The 16,591-nt window shown below is 51.4% G+C and carries 14 protein-coding genes; all 14 read left to right on the plus strand.

The window, feature by feature from the left end:
- Positions 1–44: 44 nt before the first annotated feature.
- The 14 genes from CGC65_RS03365 to CGC65_RS03430 all read left to right on the plus strand — a co-directional run bounded on the left by CGC65_RS03365 (position 45) and on the right by CGC65_RS03430 (position 16,591).
- On the plus strand, positions 45–926 hold the full coding sequence (locus CGC65_RS03365) for a carbohydrate ABC transporter permease (RefSeq protein WP_002568342.1): 882 nt from the start codon (positions 45–47) through the stop codon (positions 924–926).
- Positions 923–1,753, plus strand: coding sequence for a carbohydrate ABC transporter permease (locus tag CGC65_RS03370; RefSeq protein ID WP_002568341.1), 831 nt, complete (start codon positions 923–925; stop codon positions 1,751–1,753). Before CGC65_RS03365 ends, CGC65_RS03370 begins: the two co-directional genes overlap by 4 nt.
- A 35-nt stretch (positions 1,754–1,788) precedes the next feature.
- Complete coding sequence (locus tag CGC65_RS03375; RefSeq protein ID WP_002568340.1) at positions 1,789–2,910, plus strand: Gfo/Idh/MocA family protein; 1,122 nt, start codon at positions 1,789–1,791, stop codon at positions 2,908–2,910.
- Positions 2,911–2,938: 28 nt separating this feature from the next.
- Complete coding sequence (locus CGC65_RS03380) at positions 2,939–4,054, plus strand: Gfo/Idh/MocA family protein (protein ID WP_002568339.1); 1,116 nt, start codon at positions 2,939–2,941, stop codon at positions 4,052–4,054.
- Positions 4,055–4,056: 2 nt separating this feature from the next.
- Positions 4,057–4,980: a dihydrodipicolinate synthase family protein gene (locus CGC65_RS03385; protein WP_002568338.1), complete on the plus strand. Its 924-nt coding sequence runs from the start codon at positions 4,057–4,059 to the stop codon at positions 4,978–4,980.
- Between the two features lies 1 nt (position 4,981).
- Entirely contained in the window at positions 4,982–5,446 is a 465-nt protein-coding gene (locus CGC65_RS03390) for a NanQ anomerase/TabA/YiaL family protein (RefSeq protein WP_002568337.1), read from the plus strand.
- Between the two features lie 27 nt (positions 5,447–5,473).
- Positions 5,474–6,178 carry an N-acetylmannosamine-6-phosphate 2-epimerase gene (locus CGC65_RS03395; protein ID WP_002568336.1) on the plus strand — a complete coding sequence of 235 codons (705 nt, stop codon included), beginning with the start codon at positions 5,474–5,476 and terminating at the stop codon, positions 6,176–6,178.
- 200 nt (positions 6,179–6,378) lie between these two features.
- Entirely contained in the window at positions 6,379–8,358 is a 1,980-nt protein-coding gene (locus CGC65_RS31520; protein WP_002568335.1) for a leucine-rich repeat domain-containing protein, read from the plus strand.
- A gap of 152 nt (positions 8,359–8,510) precedes the next feature.
- A complete protein-coding gene (gene rfbA, locus CGC65_RS03405; protein WP_002568334.1) occupies positions 8,511–9,410 on the plus strand; it encodes a glucose-1-phosphate thymidylyltransferase RfbA in 900 nt (299 codons plus the stop codon).
- 15 nt (positions 9,411–9,425) lie between these two features.
- Positions 9,426–10,448 (plus strand): dTDP-glucose 4,6-dehydratase, encoded by a 1,023-nt coding sequence (gene rfbB / locus CGC65_RS03410; RefSeq protein ID WP_002568333.1) that lies wholly within the window; start codon positions 9,426–9,428, stop codon positions 10,446–10,448.
- Positions 10,449–10,563: 115 nt separating this feature from the next.
- Positions 10,564–11,424: a dTDP-4-dehydrorhamnose reductase gene (rfbD, locus tag CGC65_RS03415; protein ID WP_007037641.1), complete on the plus strand. Its 861-nt coding sequence runs from the start codon at positions 10,564–10,566 to the stop codon at positions 11,422–11,424.
- A gap of 73 nt (positions 11,425–11,497) precedes the next feature.
- Positions 11,498–12,850 carry a phosphoglucosamine mutase gene (glmM, locus tag CGC65_RS03420; protein WP_002568331.1) on the plus strand — a complete coding sequence of 451 codons (1,353 nt, stop codon included), beginning with the start codon at positions 11,498–11,500 and terminating at the stop codon, positions 12,848–12,850.
- A 513-nt stretch (positions 12,851–13,363) separates the two neighbouring features.
- Positions 13,364–15,031 carry a 2-isopropylmalate synthase gene (gene leuA, locus CGC65_RS03425; protein ID WP_002568330.1) on the plus strand — a complete coding sequence of 556 codons (1,668 nt, stop codon included), beginning with the start codon at positions 13,364–13,366 and terminating at the stop codon, positions 15,029–15,031.
- 414 nt (positions 15,032–15,445) lie between these two features.
- A complete protein-coding gene (locus CGC65_RS03430) occupies positions 15,446–16,591 on the plus strand; it encodes a M24 family metallopeptidase (protein WP_002568329.1) in 1,146 nt (381 codons plus the stop codon).

Here is a 16,591-nt window from a genome sequence, read left to right on the forward strand (position 1 = left end):
GCATTTTTGAGACACGCTCTAATACTGAGAAGGAGGAGGAAATCTTGGGGAAGAAAAGTTATACAAGGTGGTTGTTTGTACTTCCTGCAATCGTCATTGTAATTGCATTATTCATATATCCCATCTGTTCCAGCATCGTATACAGCTTTACAAACAAAAACCTGATTAAGCCGGCCTATAAATTCATTGGCTTTAAGAATTATGCAGAGGTGTTAAGGGACAGCGGCTTCTGGCTTTCATTTTTCAATTCCCTGAAATGGACGGTCCTGTCCTTGGTGGGACAGATAGCAGTGGGTTTTACCGCTGCCCTGGCCCTGAAGCGGATTAAGGTGTGTAAGGGCGTTTACAAGACCCTTCTCATCATTCCCTGGGCATTTCCCTCCATCGTCATTGCATTTTCCTGGAAATGGATTCTCAACGGAGTGTACGGCTTCCTGCCGAATATCCTGGTGAAGCTGGGAATCTGTGAGGCCGCGCCCCAGTTTCTGACCAGCGGTACGCTGGCTTTTGTAAGCCTGGTGCTGATTAATATATGGTTCGGAGCGCCCATGATTATGGTAAATGTGCTCTCGGCTCTGGAAACAGTTCCCAAGGACCAGTACGAGGCCGCCCAGATAGACGGGGCCAGGCCGTGGCAGTCCTTCTACTATGTCACAGTGCCCCATATCAAGATGGTGGTGGGACTGCTGGTGGTTCTAAGGACCGTGTGGATTTTTAACAACTTTGACCTGATTTACCTGATTACGGGCGGCGGACCGGCGGGCACCACCCAGACCATACCGCTCTACGCCTACAATATGGGATGGAGCACCAAGCTGATCGGACGTTCATCGGCAGTGACCGTGCTGCTGTTTATATTCCTGATGATTATATGCGGCATCTACTTCGCGGTCATCAATAAGTGGGAAAAGGAGGACAGTAAATGAAAAAGTTTAAAGCAGGAAACGTTATCAGCCATATATACCTGATTATTCTGACCCTTATCTCCATTTTCCCGCTGGTATGGATTATCATATCCTCCCTGAAGGGCAAGGGTGAACTGACGGGAAATCCCACGGCCTTCTGGCCTGAGACATGGACCTTTGACTATTACGCCCATGTTATCAACGACCTTAAGTTTTTTGTCAATATAAGAAACAGCGTTATCATCTCCCTGGTGACAACCCTGATTGCCATTACGGTGGCTGCGCTGGCAGCCTATGGAATCGTCAGGTTCTTTAAGCGGCTGGGATCAGCCATGTCCAAGGTGCTGGTGACCACTTACATATTCCCGCCCATCCTTCTGGCCATTCCCTACTCTGTGGTCATGGGAAAGCTGGGACTGATTAACACAAGGATTGGCCTGGTTATCGTGTACCTGTCCTTCTCCGTGCCCTATGCGGTGTGGCTTCTGACCGGATTCTTCAGGACCGTACCCCTGGAAATCGAGGAGGCGGCCAGAATCGACGGGGCCAATAAAATGCAGACCTTTGTCCAGGTGGTGCTTCCCCTGGTGGCGCCCGGTGTGGTGGCCACGGCCATCTATACCTTCATCAACACCTGGAATGAGTTTCTGTATGCGTTGATTTTGATGAATAATACCAGCAAGATGACTGTTGCGGTGGCCCTGCGCTCCCTGGACGGAGCTGAGATACTGGACTGGGGAGACATGATGGCAGCATCTGCTCTGGTGGTGCTTCCCTCTGTCATTTTCTTCTGCCTCATACAGAACAAGATTGCAGGCGGCATGTCGGAGGGCGCTGTGAAGTCCTGATGAATTTAACAGAAAGGGAAAAGGAGTTATATTTTATGGAAGCTATAACGGGAACCATTGGATACGGCGTGGTGGGCTCCGGCTATTTCGGGGCGGAGCTGGCACGCATCATGAATACAAAACCAGGGGCCCAGATACGGGCTGTCTATGACCCTGAAAACGGAGGTCCGGTGGCGGCAGAGCTGGGATGCGATGCAGAGGACAGCCTGGAATCATTGGTATCCAGAAAGGATATACAGGCGGTGATTGTGGCCACACCCAATTATCTGCACAAGGAGCCGGTGCTGGCCGCGGCGGAGCATGGACTTCATGTGTTCTGCGAAAAGCCCATCGCCTTAAGCTTTGAGGACTGCAGGGAGATGGTGGATGCATGCCGGGAAAACCATGTGGTATTCATGGCAGGTCATGTGATGAATTTCTTCCGTGGCGTGAGAAAGGCAAAGGAACTCATCGGACAGGGCGTTATCGGGGACATTCTCTACTGCCACGGGGCACGCAACGCATGGGAGGGAACCGGTGCATCAGAAACCTGGAAAAAGACACGATCCAAATCAGGAGGGCACCTGTACCACCATATCCATGAGCTGGACTGCGTCCAGTTCCTTATGGGGGGCTGTCCTGAAACAGTGACCATGGCAGGAGGCAATGCTGCCCACAGGGACGACCGGTTCGGGGATGAGGACGATATGCTGTTTATCACCATGGAATATCCGGACAGGCGCTATGCGGTCCTGGAATATGGTTCCGCTTTCCGGTGGCAGGAGCACTATCTGCTGATACAGGGAACCAGAGGAGCCATAAAGATTGATATGTGCAGCTGCGGCATGACCCTTAAGACAGGGGAAAAGGAAGAACATTTCCTGGTGCACCGCACAAAAGAGGAGGACGATGACAGGACCCGGATTTACAGGGAGACGGAGCGGGACAACGGCAACCAGTTCGGAAGGCCGGGAAGAAAGCCCTTTCTGTGGCTTCAGGGCATCATGGACGAAGAGATGGAGTTTCTGAACAATGTGCTTCACGGCGCCCCGGTTACAGACGAGTTCCTTCCCCTTCTCACCGGTGAGGCTGCCAGGAATTCCATTGCTACGGCAGACGCCTGCACCCTGTCTCTTAAGGAAGACAGGAAGGTAAAACTCAGCGAAATCATGAAGTGAAAAATATGGACGGTAAAGGAGAACAGTCATGAAGACAATCGGATATGCAGTGGTTGGAACGGGATATTTTGGGGCGGAGCTGGCCCGCATCATGAAGGAGCAGGAGGGGGCCAGGGTAGTGGCTGTCTATGACCCGGAGAATGCAGGTACAGTGGCGGCGGAGCTGGGCTGTGACACGGAGACGGACCTGGACCGGCTATACAGCCGTGAAGACGTGGACGCGGTAATCGTGGCATCCCCCAATTACCTTCACAAGGAACCGGTCATCAAGGCGGCGGAGCACGGGGTACACGTATTCTGTGAGAAACCCATTGCCCTGTCCTATCAGGACTGCGTGGAGATGGTGGAGGCATGCGTTGCCCACAATGTCACCTTCATGGCAGGCCATGTAATGAACTTTTTTAAGGGCGTGCGCACAGCCAAGAAGATGATTAATGACGGAGTCATAGGAAAGGTGCTGTACTGCCACTCGGCCAGGAACGGCTGGGAGGATATACAGCCCTCAGTCAGCTGGAAGAAAATAAGGGCAAAATCAGGAGGCCACCTCTACCATCACATCCATGAGCTGGACTGTATCCAGTTCCTTATGGGCGGCTGCCCCGAGGAAGTGACCATGGCGGGCGGCAATGTGGCCCACTGCGGAGAGCAGTTTGGGGATGAGGACGATATGCTGTTCATCACCATGGAATACGGGGATAACAGATACGCTGTGCTGGAGTACGGATCCGCCTTCCACTGGCCGGAACATTATGTGCTGATTCAGGGAACAGAGGGCGCCATCCGCCTGGATATGTTCAACTGCGGAGGAACCCTTAAGAAGGGGGATAAGGAAGAACCTTTCCTTATGCACAAAACCCAGGAGGAGGATGATGACCGCACCAGAATCTATCACGGCACGGAGATGGACGGCGCCATCATGTACGGCAAACCCGGGAAAAAGCCTCCTATGTGGCTTCACAGCATCATGTATGATGAGATGGAGTACTTTAACAATATCATGCATGGCGCCCAGCCGGACGAGGAGTTTAAGGCCCTGCTTACAGGGGAGGCTGCCAGGAACGCCATTGCCACGGCAGACGCCTGCACCAGGTCCCGGTTTGAGAACAGGAAGGTAAAACTTTCTGAGATAACGGGGGTGAAATAAGAATGAAGCTTGACAAATACAGGGGAATCATCCCGGCATTTTACGCCTGCTACGACAGGGCGGGAGAGGTAAGCGGGGACGGAGTGCGGGCCTTGACCAGGTACTTTGTGGACCAGGGAGTGAAGGGCGTCTATGTGGGCGGGTCTTCGGGAGAATGCATCTACCAGTCTGTGGAGGACAGGAAAAAGACGCTGGAGGCTGTGATGGACGAGGCCGCGGGCCATCTCACGGTCATAGCCCATGTTGCCTGCAATAACACAAGGGACAGCCGTATTCTGGCAGCCCATGCCCAGTCCCTGGGTGTGGACGGGATTGCAGCCATACCGCCCATTTATTTTAAGCTTCCGGAATATTCGGCTGCCGGGTACTGGAATGATATATCAGAGGCAGCGCCTGATACGGATTTTATTATCTATAACATACCCCAGCTGGCCGGTACGGCCCTGACCATGAGTCTTTTAAGGACAATGCTCTTAAACGGACGTGTGGCAGGCGTGAAGAACTCATCCATGCCGGTCCAGGACATCCAGATGTTTAAGGCCGAGGCCATGAAGACACGGGAGGATTTTATCGTGTTCAATGGACCCGACGAACAGCTGGTGTCCGGTCTGGCCATGGGGGCGGATGGAGGAATCGGCGGCACCTACGGAGCCATGCCCGAACTGTTTTTAAAGATATATGATCTGGTATCAGAAAACAGGATGGCAGAGGCCAGGGCTATCCAGTATGATGCGGATGAAATTATATATAAGCTCTGCTCAGGAACCTGCAATATGTATGCCATGATAAAGGAAGTGCTGCGGGTCAGCAGGGGAATTGATATAGGAGGCGTGCGAAAACCGCTGACAGACTTATGCGATGGCGACCGGGCCATTGCCGGGGAGGCAGCCGCCATGATAGAAGCCGCAAAGGAGAAATACTGCTGATATGATATACGATTTGCTGGCTAATATAGGAAATTACAGGGGCATGAACAGGAATCTGGATAAGGCCATTGATTATCTGATGACTGTGGATATAAACACCCTTCCTTTGGGAAAGACGGAGATTGACGGGGACAGGGTATTTCTGCAGGTGATGGAGGCCAGGACCCATGAGCTGACGGATGAGAGTTATGAAGTGCACAGAGATTATATGGATATCCAGATAGATATAGACGGTTGCGAGGTCATAGAGACGGCCCTTAACGGTGTGACTCCCATTGGGGAATACCGGCCGGATTTTCAGAAGGCGGCAGCCTGTGCTGGAGCAGGGGGACGCTGCGTTATGGGGCCCGGCAGGTTTATTCTGTGCATGGCAGGGGAGGCTCATGGGCCGGGCGGATGCCTGGAACAGCCTGAAGATATCAAAAAATGTGTGGTTAAGGTGGCTGTGGCTGATGAGAGGCCGTGAAAGCCGGAGGGAAAGGATTGGAACGAAATGGACAAAACAGAACTATTTAACCGTATCAAAGGAAAGCTCATCATCTCCTGCCAGGCCCTGCCCGGGGAACCTCTCTATGACCCGGAGCGTACCCTGATGCCTTATATGGCCAGGGCGGCCAGAGAGGCCGGAAGCCCCATGATACGCGCCAACACGGTGCGGGATGTGGTGGGAATCAAGAGGGAGACAGGGCTTCCTGTCATCGGTCTGATCAAGCAGGTGTATGAGGGATATGACGGATATATCACTCCCACTATGCGGGAGGTGGACGCCCTGGCGGAGGCAGGGGCCGACATCATTGCCGTTGACTGCACAGACAGGAAGCGTGGGGATGGGCTGAGCCCATGGGAATACATTGGGACCATCAAAGAAAGATATCCGGATCAGATTCTGATGGCCGATATCTCCGATTATCAGGAGGGGATTCAGGCGTGGAAAAGCGGAATTGACCTGGTGAGCACCACCATGAGCGGATATACGGATTACACCCCCAGGCTGGAAGGACCGGATTTTGAGCTGGTCAGGCGGCTTTCGGAAGAACTTCCCATTCCTGTTATCGGGGAAGGCCGTGTCCACACGCCGGAGGAGGCTGTGAAAATGCTGGATATGGGAGCATGGGCAGTCATTGTGGGCGGGGCCATCACCCGGCCGCTGGAGATTGCAGGGCGGTTCATGAAGGCGGTCAACGGCAGAACGGCATAACGGCATAAAAAACAAAAAAATGGTAAACGAGAGAGGGACATCACCTGCTGCACGGGTTGTCCCTCTCTTGCTGCTGCGGTAAGACTGCAAAGCTGCTTGCCATACCTGCCTGAAATGAATTATAATGGTGTCATATGAGGCCGCGAAGCGGTCCGGTTTGAAACCGCGATTACCAGCAAAGGCAAAGAGGAAAAGTGTTTATGAAAATGGTAGAGATAAAATGCCCTTCCTGCGGGGGTAAGCTTAAGGTGGAGGATTCACAGACAAAGCTTATAACATGCGAATACTGCGGGAGCCAGTTCCTGCTGGACGATGAGAAAGTCCAGCATATTACAAATTACAATATATACCAGACAACCCCTTCCGGCAAAGACCAGGGAAACGGGGCCAAAATAGCCCTTGGTGCTGGCTTGGCCTGCGCGGGCGTTCTGCTGGCTGCTTTTATCCTGTCCTCTGGTTCCGGTTCTTCCTCCGGGCCGCGGACCGCTCCGCCGTCAATTCCCGCCTACACCCGCCCGGCCGGATACTTGGGGAAGGAAGGGGAAGCAGGGGAGGAAGTCCGGGAGGAGGAAACGGCTCCAAAGGCAGATTCGCCCCTGTTTCATGCCATGACATGGGAGATGTTCCAAAAGGAACCGTCGGAAATCAGCCCGGAGGACCTGGCCGGAGTCAGGTATCTTAAAGTGGAGACATCCCTGGAAACAGACCGGGTATGGTACAGCTTCGACGACCCTTACAGCGAAAAGGAGCCGGTGGTGCAGACGGCCTCCTTTGGGGCCATGGACTGGGAGCCCCAGGACGCGGCGGCTTTTACAGGACTGGTGAAACTGGATTTGGGGTCAGGGCTGTCCAGGGTCCGCACTTTAAAGGGGCTTAAGGAACTTAAGGGCATCACAGCGGGAAATGTGGAAATTTCCGGCATAAAGGATATGCTGGACGACCCGGCACAGATTACAGAGCTGCAGCTTAAGGGAATTACCTCTATGGAGGGAATCGCATCCTTTGAGAATCTGGAACGCCTGACTGTCCGGGATTATCCCGACACCAACTTAAAGCAGCTGGTGCCATTAAAGAGTCTTAATTACCTGTCGCTGGAAGACACGGTGGACTCTGATTCCATTATCAGCACGGACAAGGATAAGATAAGGGTGAAGGATTACTCTGCCATCTCGGTGATGTGCGGTCTTAAATCCCTGTACCTGAATTCGGATATCATTAAGGACATCGGCTTTATCAAGGGACTTCCTGCATTGGAGGACCTTACGTTAGAGGATACTGCTGTCATCAGCCTGGCTTCCCTGTCAGAGGTGCCCGCTCTGCGCTCCCTGACGCTATTGGGAAATAACAAGGTGCAGGATTTCGGACCGGTGGGAACAGCCCCAGGGCTGACGTCCTTAAGCATTGATAAGATGACGTCCCAGCCGGACCCGGACCTGTCATCCCTCTCCGGCCTGGAAAGGTTGGAAATCAAGGGCTTTATGTCCATTTCCTCTATCAGGGGGCTTAGCAGTCTGAAGGAGCTTTCCATACACAACTGCAATGTGGACCAGGCGGACGCCCTCTCATCCCTGACCGGGGTGGAACGGCTTACATTTTACTCTGTATGGAATTCCCAGGGGAATTTGAGAAACCTGGACTTCCTCAAAGGCATGACAGGACTTAAATATGCTGACTTCACCGGTAATCTGGACGGAACGGGCTGGAGTGGCTATAACTACCTGGTGGAGGTGTATGGGGATGTGAGTTCCATTTTTAACCACCAGGGCCTGGAGGAATTGTATCTGGATAACGGTAAATTTGAGATAAACTTTGACAAGATAAAGGAAAATCCCAGCCTGCGGGTGCTGGGCCTCAGAAATATGGAGCTTCACAAGAATTATTATGTAGAATCCTACGGCGGAATGACCAGTGTGTGGTATGATGATGTGAAGTTGGGGGAACATATGGATATCCTGTCCCGCTTCCCTAATCTGGAGGAGCTGTACCTGGACAGCAACGAGCTGGCGGATCTGAATTTTGCCGCAGGTCTTAAGAACCTTAAAAGACTCAGCCTTAAGGACAATTATATAACGGACCTGGCCCCTCTGAAACAGGCGGAATTTCTGGAGTATCTGGACATCCGCGACAACCCTGTGGGTGAAGTGGGGGACGTAGGTAACGGTGTGGAAATCCTTCAGTAGTTATGTATATTGATATCTTCTTAATAATAACGAAATATTTATCAGTTTATTTGAAAAAATAGAGATAGTGTGATATATTGGACAAAGAAAAATTCAGGTAAAGACGTGCGCTAAGCGGTCTTTTCGCGCTTACAGCGAACCAAGGAGGAAATATGAAAGGGATTATACTGGCCGGAGGAAGCGGGACGCGGCTCTATCCGCTCACCAAGGTGACTTCCAAACAGCTGCTTCCGATTTACGACAAACCAATGATATACTATCCGCTGTCTGTCCTTATGAATGCGGGAATCAGGGATATCCTGATTATCTCCACTCCGGACGACACGCCAAGGTTTGAAGCTCTTTTGGGCGACGGCCACCAGTTCGGCATTGAGCTGAGCTATGCGGTACAGCCAAGCCCGGACGGACTGGCCCAGGCTTTTATCATCGGTGAGGAATTTATTGGAAGCGATTCCGTGGCAATGGTCCTGGGTGATAATATTTTCCACGGACAGGGGCTTGCCAAGCGCCTGCGCGCCGCAGCGAACAAGGAAAAGGGAGCCACGGTGTTCGGCTACTATGTGGACGATCCGGAACGCTTCGGTATTGTGGAGTTTGACGGGGACGGCAAGGCTATTTCCATTGAGGAAAAGCCGGAGAAGCCCAAGTCCAACTACTGTGTCACCGGTCTTTATTTCTACGACAACCGGGTGGTGGAGTATGCGAAGAACTTAAAGCCATCAGCCAGGGGCGAGCTGGAGATCACGGACTTAAACCGCATTTACCTGGAGAAGGGCGAGCTGGATGTGATTCTTCTTGGACAGGGCTTTACATGGCTGGATACAGGGACCCATGAGTCTCTGGTGGAGGCCACCAACTTCGTGAAGACTGTGGAGACACATCAGCACCGCAAGATTGCCTGCCTGGAGGAGATTGCCTACCTCAGGGGCTGGATTACCAGGGAACAGGTTATGGAGACCTATGAGATTCTTAAAAAGAACCAGTACGGCAAGTATTTAAAGGACGTTCTGGACGGAAAGTATGTGGATAAGATACACCCACAGGATTTTTAACGGAGGAAAATATACATGAAAATTATTGTAACCGGCGGAGCCGGCTTTATCGGCAGCAACTTTGTACACCACATGGTAAATAAATACCCGGATTATGAAATCATCAACCTGGACCTGCTGACCTATGCGGGCAACCTGGAAAACTTAAAGCCGGTAGAGGACAAGCCTAACTACAAATTTGTAAAGGGCGACATTGCCGACCGGAAATTTATATTTGAACTGTTTGAGAAGGAAAAGCCGGACGTGGTGGTAAACTTTGCGGCCGAGAGCCATGTGGACCGCTCCATTACAGACCCGGAGGCCTTTGTCAGGACCAACGTCATGGGAACCACAACCCTTCTGGACGCCTGCCGCACCTACGGCATCAAGCGCTACCATCAGGTTTCCACTGATGAGGTGTACGGCGACCTGCCTCTTGACAGACCGGACCTTTTCTTTACAGAGGAAACGCCTCTGCACACTTCCAGCCCTTATTCCTCATCCAAGGCAAGCGCCGATTTGTTCGTGCTGGCGTACCACAGGACCTACGGCCTGCCGGTGACCGTGTCCAGGTGTTCCAACAACTACGGCCCTTATCATTTCCCGGAGAAGCTGATTCCCCTTATTATCAGCCGCGCCCTGGCAGATGAGGAGCTTCCTGTATACGGCACAGGGGAGAACGTGCGCGACTGGCTGCATGTGGCGGATCACTGCCAGGCCATTGACCTGGTTATCCACAAGGGACGCGAGGGGGAAGTCTATAACATCGGCGGGCATAATGAGCGCACCAACCTGGAAGTGGTAAAGACCATTCTGAAGGCACTTGATAAGCCTGAGAGCCTGATTAAGTTCGTGACAGACCGTCCCGGCCATGACATGCGCTATGCCATTGACCCGACCAAGATAGAAACAGAGCTGGGATGGAAGCCAACGTATAATTTTGATACAGGAATTGAGCAGACCATCCGGTGGTACCTGGACAACCAGGACTGGTGGAAGAATATACTGAGCGGCGAGTACAGCAATTATTTCGATAAGATGTACGGCAGCCGCCTGTAGGTAAACATGTGGCTGACGGAGGAGGGAAATGCCCCGGAGCACGTTTGTGAGACGTGTCCGTTTCGGGAATTCCTGTCCTTCGCCGGCCATTATTAAGAACGGAGGTAAATGGATTATGAAAGTTCTGGTAACAGGTGTAAAAGGCCAGCTGGGCCATGACGTGATGGATGAACTGGCCCTTCGCGGCATTGAGGGATTCGGTGTGGACGTGGAGGAAATGGATATCACGGACCGCACAGCGTGTGAAACTGTGATTTCTCAGGAAAAACCAGACGCAGTTATCCACTGTGCAGCATATACTGCAGTAGATGCTGCAGAAGATAACCTGGAACTGTGCCGTAAAATCAATGCTGAGGGGACACGCAATATAGCCAGGGTCTGCAAGGCCATGGATATCAAGATGATGTACATCAGCACGGACTATGTGTTTAATGGCGGCGGTGAACGGCCATGGGAGCCCGATGATCACAGAGAACCCCTTAATGTGTACGGACTGACAAAGTATGAGGGCGAGATTGCGGTGGAGCAGAATGTACAGAAGTATTTCATTGTGCGCATCGCGTGGGTATTTGGCGTCAACGGCAAGAACTTCATTAAGACCATGCTCCGTCTGGGGAAGGAGAAGGGGGCTGTATCCGTTGTAAATGACCAGATTGGTTCCCCCACATATACCTACGACCTGGCCCGCCTTCTGGTGGATATGATTCAGACAGACAAGTACGGGCGCTACCATGCCACCAACGAGGGGCTGTGCAGCTGGTATGAGTTTGCGTGTGAGATATTCCGCCAGGCCGGCATGGATGAGGTGAAGGTGACCCCTGTGGATTCAGACGGTTTCCCTGCCAAGGCAAAGCGGCCCTCCAACAGCCGTATGAGTAAGGAAAAGCTGACGGAGAACGGCTTTGAACGTCTGCCCTCATGGCAGAATGCGCTGGAGCGTTACCTGAAGGCTCTTAAGGACAACGGGATGGCATAAACCGGGGCGGAACGGCTGCGGCAAAGCCATGTAACGGGGGCTTTAATAACAAGACAGGGAGGAATGAATAACAATGGGAAAATATTTTGGGACAGACGGCTTCCGCGGTGAGGCCAATGTGGACCTGACCGTGGAGCACGCCTACAAGGTAGGCCGTTTCCTGGGCTGGTACTATGGACAGAAGACGCCGGATGAGCGCTGCAGGGTGGTTATCGGAAAGGATACCAGACGCAGCAGCTACATGTTTGAATATTCCCTGGTGGCGGGGCTGACAGCCTCAGGCGCGGATGTATATCTGCTGCATGTCACCACCACCCCCAGCGTGTCCTATGTGGTGCGCACCGAGGGATTTAACTGCGGAATTATGATTTCTGCCAGCCACAACCCATTTTACGACAACGGCATCAAGGTCATCAACGAGAAGGGCGAGAAGCTAGAAGAGTCCGTTATCCTGGAGGTTGAGAAATATCTCGATGGGGAGATGGGAGAGATCCCGCTGGCAAAAAGGGAACATATTGGCCGGACCGTGGACTTTGCAGCTGGCCGGAACCGCTATATCGGATACCTTATATCCATTGCCACCCGTTCCTTCAAGAACATGAAGGTGGCCCTGGACTGTTCCAACGGAAGCGCGTCCGCCATTGCCAAAAACGTGTTTGACGCCCTGGGTGCGGAGACACATGTGATGAACAATGAGCCCAACGGACTGAACATCAATACGGACTGCGGCTCCACCCATATCGAACATCTCCAGAAGTTTGTGGCAGATGAGAAATGCGATATAGGATTTGCCTATGACGGCGATGCGGACCGGTGCATTGCGGTTGATAAGAACGGCCGCGTGGTGGACGGGGACAGCATCATGTACATCTGCGGCAAATACATGAAGGAGCAGGGAAGCCTGTTCAATAATACGGTAGTCACCACCATCATGTCCAATTTCGGATTATATAAGGCATTTGACCGGGAAGGCATTGCCTATGTGAAGACGGCGGTGGGGGACAAATATGTGTATGAGAACATGGCCGCCACCGGGCACTGTCTGGGCGGAGAGCAGTCCGGTCATATTATATTCAGCAAACATGCCACCACAGGAGACGGAATCCTTACCTCCCTAAAGGTGATGGAGGTGGTGCTGGAGAAAAAGCAGCCCCTTGATAAGCTGGCTTCTGAGGTGGAGATTTACCCTCAGGTACTTAAGAATGTGCGGGTAAAGGATAAAAAGACAGCCCAGGATGACGAGGCAGTGCAGGCTGAGGTGGCCAGGGTGACCAGGAGCCTGGGCAGCGACGGAAGAATCCTGCTGCGCCAGTCAGGAACCGAGCCGGTGGTACGCGTCATGGTGGAGGCGCCTGATATCCAGACCTGCGAGACATATGTGGACCAGGTAATCCAGGTTATGAAGGACCGGGGGCATTGCATTTAGGGCCGTATGCAAGGTGCTGTGAGCGATTCCCTGAAAATGAAAGAGGTAGTCTTGGAGTACATTTTATGAAACAGAGGAATAAAAGCCATAACTATTGAGAATAGTCAACCGGCGACTCCTTATTGTCAGTTATTTTGAAATGTGCTATAATTAGATAACGTTGCTAAGAGGACAACAGAAATCCCGGAGCGCCGTGCTCCGGGATTTCTGCATTTACCGTATGGCCCTGACAGGGGCCTGCGTCCTTACGGCCAGCGATTTTCAGAGCAAAGGAATGATGTGAAATGGGGCTGAACCAGTAAGAGTCGTGCTGTTCATCATCCGTCATTACGGTGTTATTGAGCGACTGCCCGGAATGGGCTGAGGACACAAGTGAAGTTTCAAAACAGGAGTGAAGATACAAATATCACCTTAAAGTGGAACAGGACACCGTATGAAGTGAGATTGGAATATGGACGGAACCAGGCGTTTTCAGGCGCCTGAAATCAGATGAACAGAATGGAGGAATGAATTATGTTAAATTATCAAAGATATAAGAGGGTCCCTGTGGTGGATTTCCCGGAGCGCACATGGCCGAATAAGGAGATTATGAAGGCTCCCATATGGTGCAGCGTGGACTTAAGGGACGGCAACCAGGCCCTTGTGGAGCCTATGGTGGTGGAGGAGAAGGTGGAGATGTTCAACCTTCTTGTGAAGCTGGGCTTTAAGGAGATCGAGGTTGGCTTTCCTGCCGCATCACAGATTGAGTATGATTTCTTACGCACCCTGGTGGAGCGCAAGCTCATCCCGGATGACGTGGAGGTCCAGGTGCTGGTGCAGTGCCGCGAGCATCTGATTAAGAGGACCTTTGAGGCCCTTGAAGGTGTTAAGAAGGCCATTGTACATATCTACAATTCCACATCCACCTTACAGAGGGATGTGGTGTTCCATAAGGACAGGGAAGATATAAAGGACATAGCCGTCATAGGAACCAAGATGGTCCAGCGGTATATGGCTGACTGCGATACCCAGATTCGTCTGGAGTATTCCCCTGAGAGCTTTACCGGCACAGAGCTGGATTTTGCCCTTGATATCTGTACAGCGGTGCAGGAGACCTGGGGCGCCACCAGGGAAAATCCCATTATCATTAATCTCCCGTCCACAGTGGAGATGACCACCCCTAATGTGTATGCGGACCAGATCGAATGGATGAATACACATTTTAAGAACAGGGAAAGCATTATATTAAGCATCCATCCCCACAATGACAGGGGAGAGGGTGTGGCTTCCACAGAACTGGCCCTCCTTGCAGGAGCCGACAGGGTGGAGGGTACTCTTTTCGGCAACGGGGAGCGTACCGGTAATGTGGACATACTGACAGTTGCATATAATATGTTCTCACAGGGAATCAACCCTGAACTTAACATTGAGAATATCCGTGAGATTGCAGATGTATGTGAGCGCTGCACCAAGATGGATATTCCGCCCAGACATCCCTATGCCGGCAAGCTGGTGTTCACTGCATTTTCCGGTTCCCATCAGGATGCCATCAACAAGGGTATGCAGGCCCTTCATGAGAGAAACGGACAGTACTGGGAGGTTCCATATCTTCCTATCGATCCCAGCGATATCGGCAGGGAGTACGAGCCAATCGTGCGTATCAACAGCCAGTCCGGAAAGGGCGGCGTGGCCTTTGTCATGGATACCTTCTATGGCTTCAAGCTGCCAAAGGGTATGCACAAGGAATTCGCAGATGTCATCCAGAAGATTTCCGAGCAGCAGGGTGAGGTTGCACCTGAGCAGATCATGGAGGAATTCAAGAAAAATTACCTGGAGCGCAAGGAACCCATGCACTTCAGAAAATGCCGCATAACCGATACGGAGACAGGAGACGGCGAGTTTGCAACACTGGCTAAGGTGACTTACTCAGATCACGGTATTGAGAAGACATTTGAGGGCGTTGGAAACGGACCTATTGATGCTGTTCAGAGAGGCATGGAGGATGCCCTGGGCATCCAGATTAAGGTTCTGGACTACAGTGAGCACGCATTGGCATCCGGTTCCGGTGCAGAGGCTGCTTCCTACATCCATCTGGTAGACCAGGTGACAGGCAAGGCCACTTACGGCGTGGGTATCAGCTCCAACATCACAAGGGCTTCCCTCCGCGGCATATTCAGTGCGGTGAACAGACTGTTCTATTAATTGGCAGCTGATATTGGGTATGTTATATTGGATGTGAAGGTGTTACATTAATTAAGGATTGCAGGACCGGCCTTTTGGGGCCGGTCCTTTTTTGAGGAGCACCGGGGACTACATGTTCCAATGCAAAAGACAGCGGGGAGTGTACTAAAACTGGTTTTAAAATCTGATTATTAAGTATCATTATATGATAGACGGCAGGTTCTTCGGAATCTGCTTTTTATTTGCTCTGATTTTTGGTGGAAGGGGGAGAATTCCTTGATAAATAAAGAGATTTAGTAAATGAAAAGCTGGAAAAAACGTATATACGAACGATTGCGGCATCAAATAAATTGAAATCAGCTTATGGCAATGATATAATATAAGTACAATATTTAGAACGGCGTTCGTAAATACAAATATATCAGGAGGTGTTGTATGGGAGGGTATACAGGTATTCCTGTGCCTATTTTTGAGAAACGTATTCAGATAATTGCGCAATATGTTCGCGGTAATCATCTGGATGGGGCATTTATTTTTTCAGATGAGTACAGGGCGGGATTTACGACTTATTTTTCTGACTATAAACCAATCAATGTAATTGAGGAATCTCCTCAGGGAGTATTTGTGACTCCGGAAGGGAAAGTGACATTATTTCTGGGGGCCATCAATTCCCAATCGGCCAGAAGAGTGTCCTGGATTGCGGATATCCGGAATATTGAGACACTGTCCGATTATTTTAAAGGACTCAGGGATAAGAAGGGAGGACCTCTGCTCATCGGACTGAGCGGACAGGACCTGCTTCCCGTAAAGTATTTTAAGCGTCTTAATGGCTGGCTGGTAGGAAATGATTATGTGGACATGGATGACAAGCTCACTGAGATGAGGGCTGTGAAGGAACCGGAGGAAATTGAGCTGGCCAGATACGCAGCGCACATAGGTGATATGTCTCTGAAAGCCTGCGTAGAGAAGATGAGGGAGTCAGAGGTAACGGAGATTGACCTGTGCGCTACGGCTGAATATGTGATGAAATCTAATGGCTGTGATTTAAGCTGCGCCACGGTGCTGTCCTCAGGCATGAATACTGAGGTACCTACATGGAGGCCCACTCATAAGCGGATAGAAGATGGAGAGGCGGTAATCATTGACGTGGCTCCTGCATACAAGGGCTATGCAACGGATGTAGCTGTAACGGTAATCAATGGAAAAGCCACGGACGGTCAGAAAGCCATTTTAAAGGCATCCAGAGATGCGGTCGTTCAGTCCATTGAATGTTTAAGGCCAGGGGAACCAGCTTCCCGGATCTATGAGATGTTTCTGCATTATGCCAGAAAAAACCATGTGGAAGAGTATTTCGAACCATATGCGAAGGGGCTTAGAGCAGTGGGACACAGCATCGGGCTGGACTGTGTGGAAAGGCCCAATCTGGATGATGACGCTTCATTCATCATGGTTCCAGGTATGACGCTTGCCACTAAGTTTGACCTTCACGGAATGGAGTGGGGCGGACTTAGGATCGAGACCGTTATGTTGGTTGAAGAGAATGCGTGTGTTTCGTTGAACCGTTATTTGTACGATTTATAA

Origin of the sequence: Enterocloster bolteae, assembly GCF_002234575.2 — a bacterium.
GTDB classification, from domain to species: domain Bacteria; phylum Bacillota; class Clostridia; order Lachnospirales; family Lachnospiraceae; genus Enterocloster; species Enterocloster bolteae.

Bases quoted from the DNA above. Each gene is read 5' to 3' on its own strand.
- CGC65_RS03370 (WP_002568341.1), top strand. From the start codon at position 923: ATGAAAAAGTTTAAAGCAGGAAACGTTATCAGCCATATATACCTGATT.
- CGC65_RS03375 (WP_002568340.1), top strand. From the start codon at position 1,789: ATGGAAGCTATAACGGGAACCATTGGATACGGCGTGGTGGGCTCCGGC.
- CGC65_RS03380 (WP_002568339.1), top strand. From the start codon at position 2,939: ATGAAGACAATCGGATATGCAGTGGTTGGAACGGGATATTTTGGGGCG.
- CGC65_RS03385 (WP_002568338.1), top strand. From the start codon at position 4,057: ATGAAGCTTGACAAATACAGGGGAATCATCCCGGCATTTTACGCCTGC.
- CGC65_RS03390 (WP_002568337.1), top strand. From the start codon at position 4,982: ATGATATACGATTTGCTGGCTAATATAGGAAATTACAGGGGCATGAAC.
- CGC65_RS03395 (WP_002568336.1), top strand. From the start codon at position 5,474: ATGGACAAAACAGAACTATTTAACCGTATCAAAGGAAAGCTCATCATC.
- CGC65_RS31520 (WP_002568335.1), top strand. From the start codon at position 6,379: ATGAAAATGGTAGAGATAAAATGCCCTTCCTGCGGGGGTAAGCTTAAG.
- rfbA (WP_002568334.1), top strand. From the start codon at position 8,511: ATGAAAGGGATTATACTGGCCGGAGGAAGCGGGACGCGGCTCTATCCG.
- rfbB (WP_002568333.1), top strand. From the start codon at position 9,426: ATGAAAATTATTGTAACCGGCGGAGCCGGCTTTATCGGCAGCAACTTT.
- rfbD (WP_007037641.1), top strand. From the start codon at position 10,564: ATGAAAGTTCTGGTAACAGGTGTAAAAGGCCAGCTGGGCCATGACGTG.
- glmM (WP_002568331.1), top strand. From the start codon at position 11,498: ATGGGAAAATATTTTGGGACAGACGGCTTCCGCGGTGAGGCCAATGTG.
- leuA (WP_002568330.1), top strand. From the start codon at position 13,364: ATGTTAAATTATCAAAGATATAAGAGGGTCCCTGTGGTGGATTTCCCG.
- CGC65_RS03430 (WP_002568329.1), top strand. From the start codon at position 15,446: ATGGGAGGGTATACAGGTATTCCTGTGCCTATTTTTGAGAAACGTATT.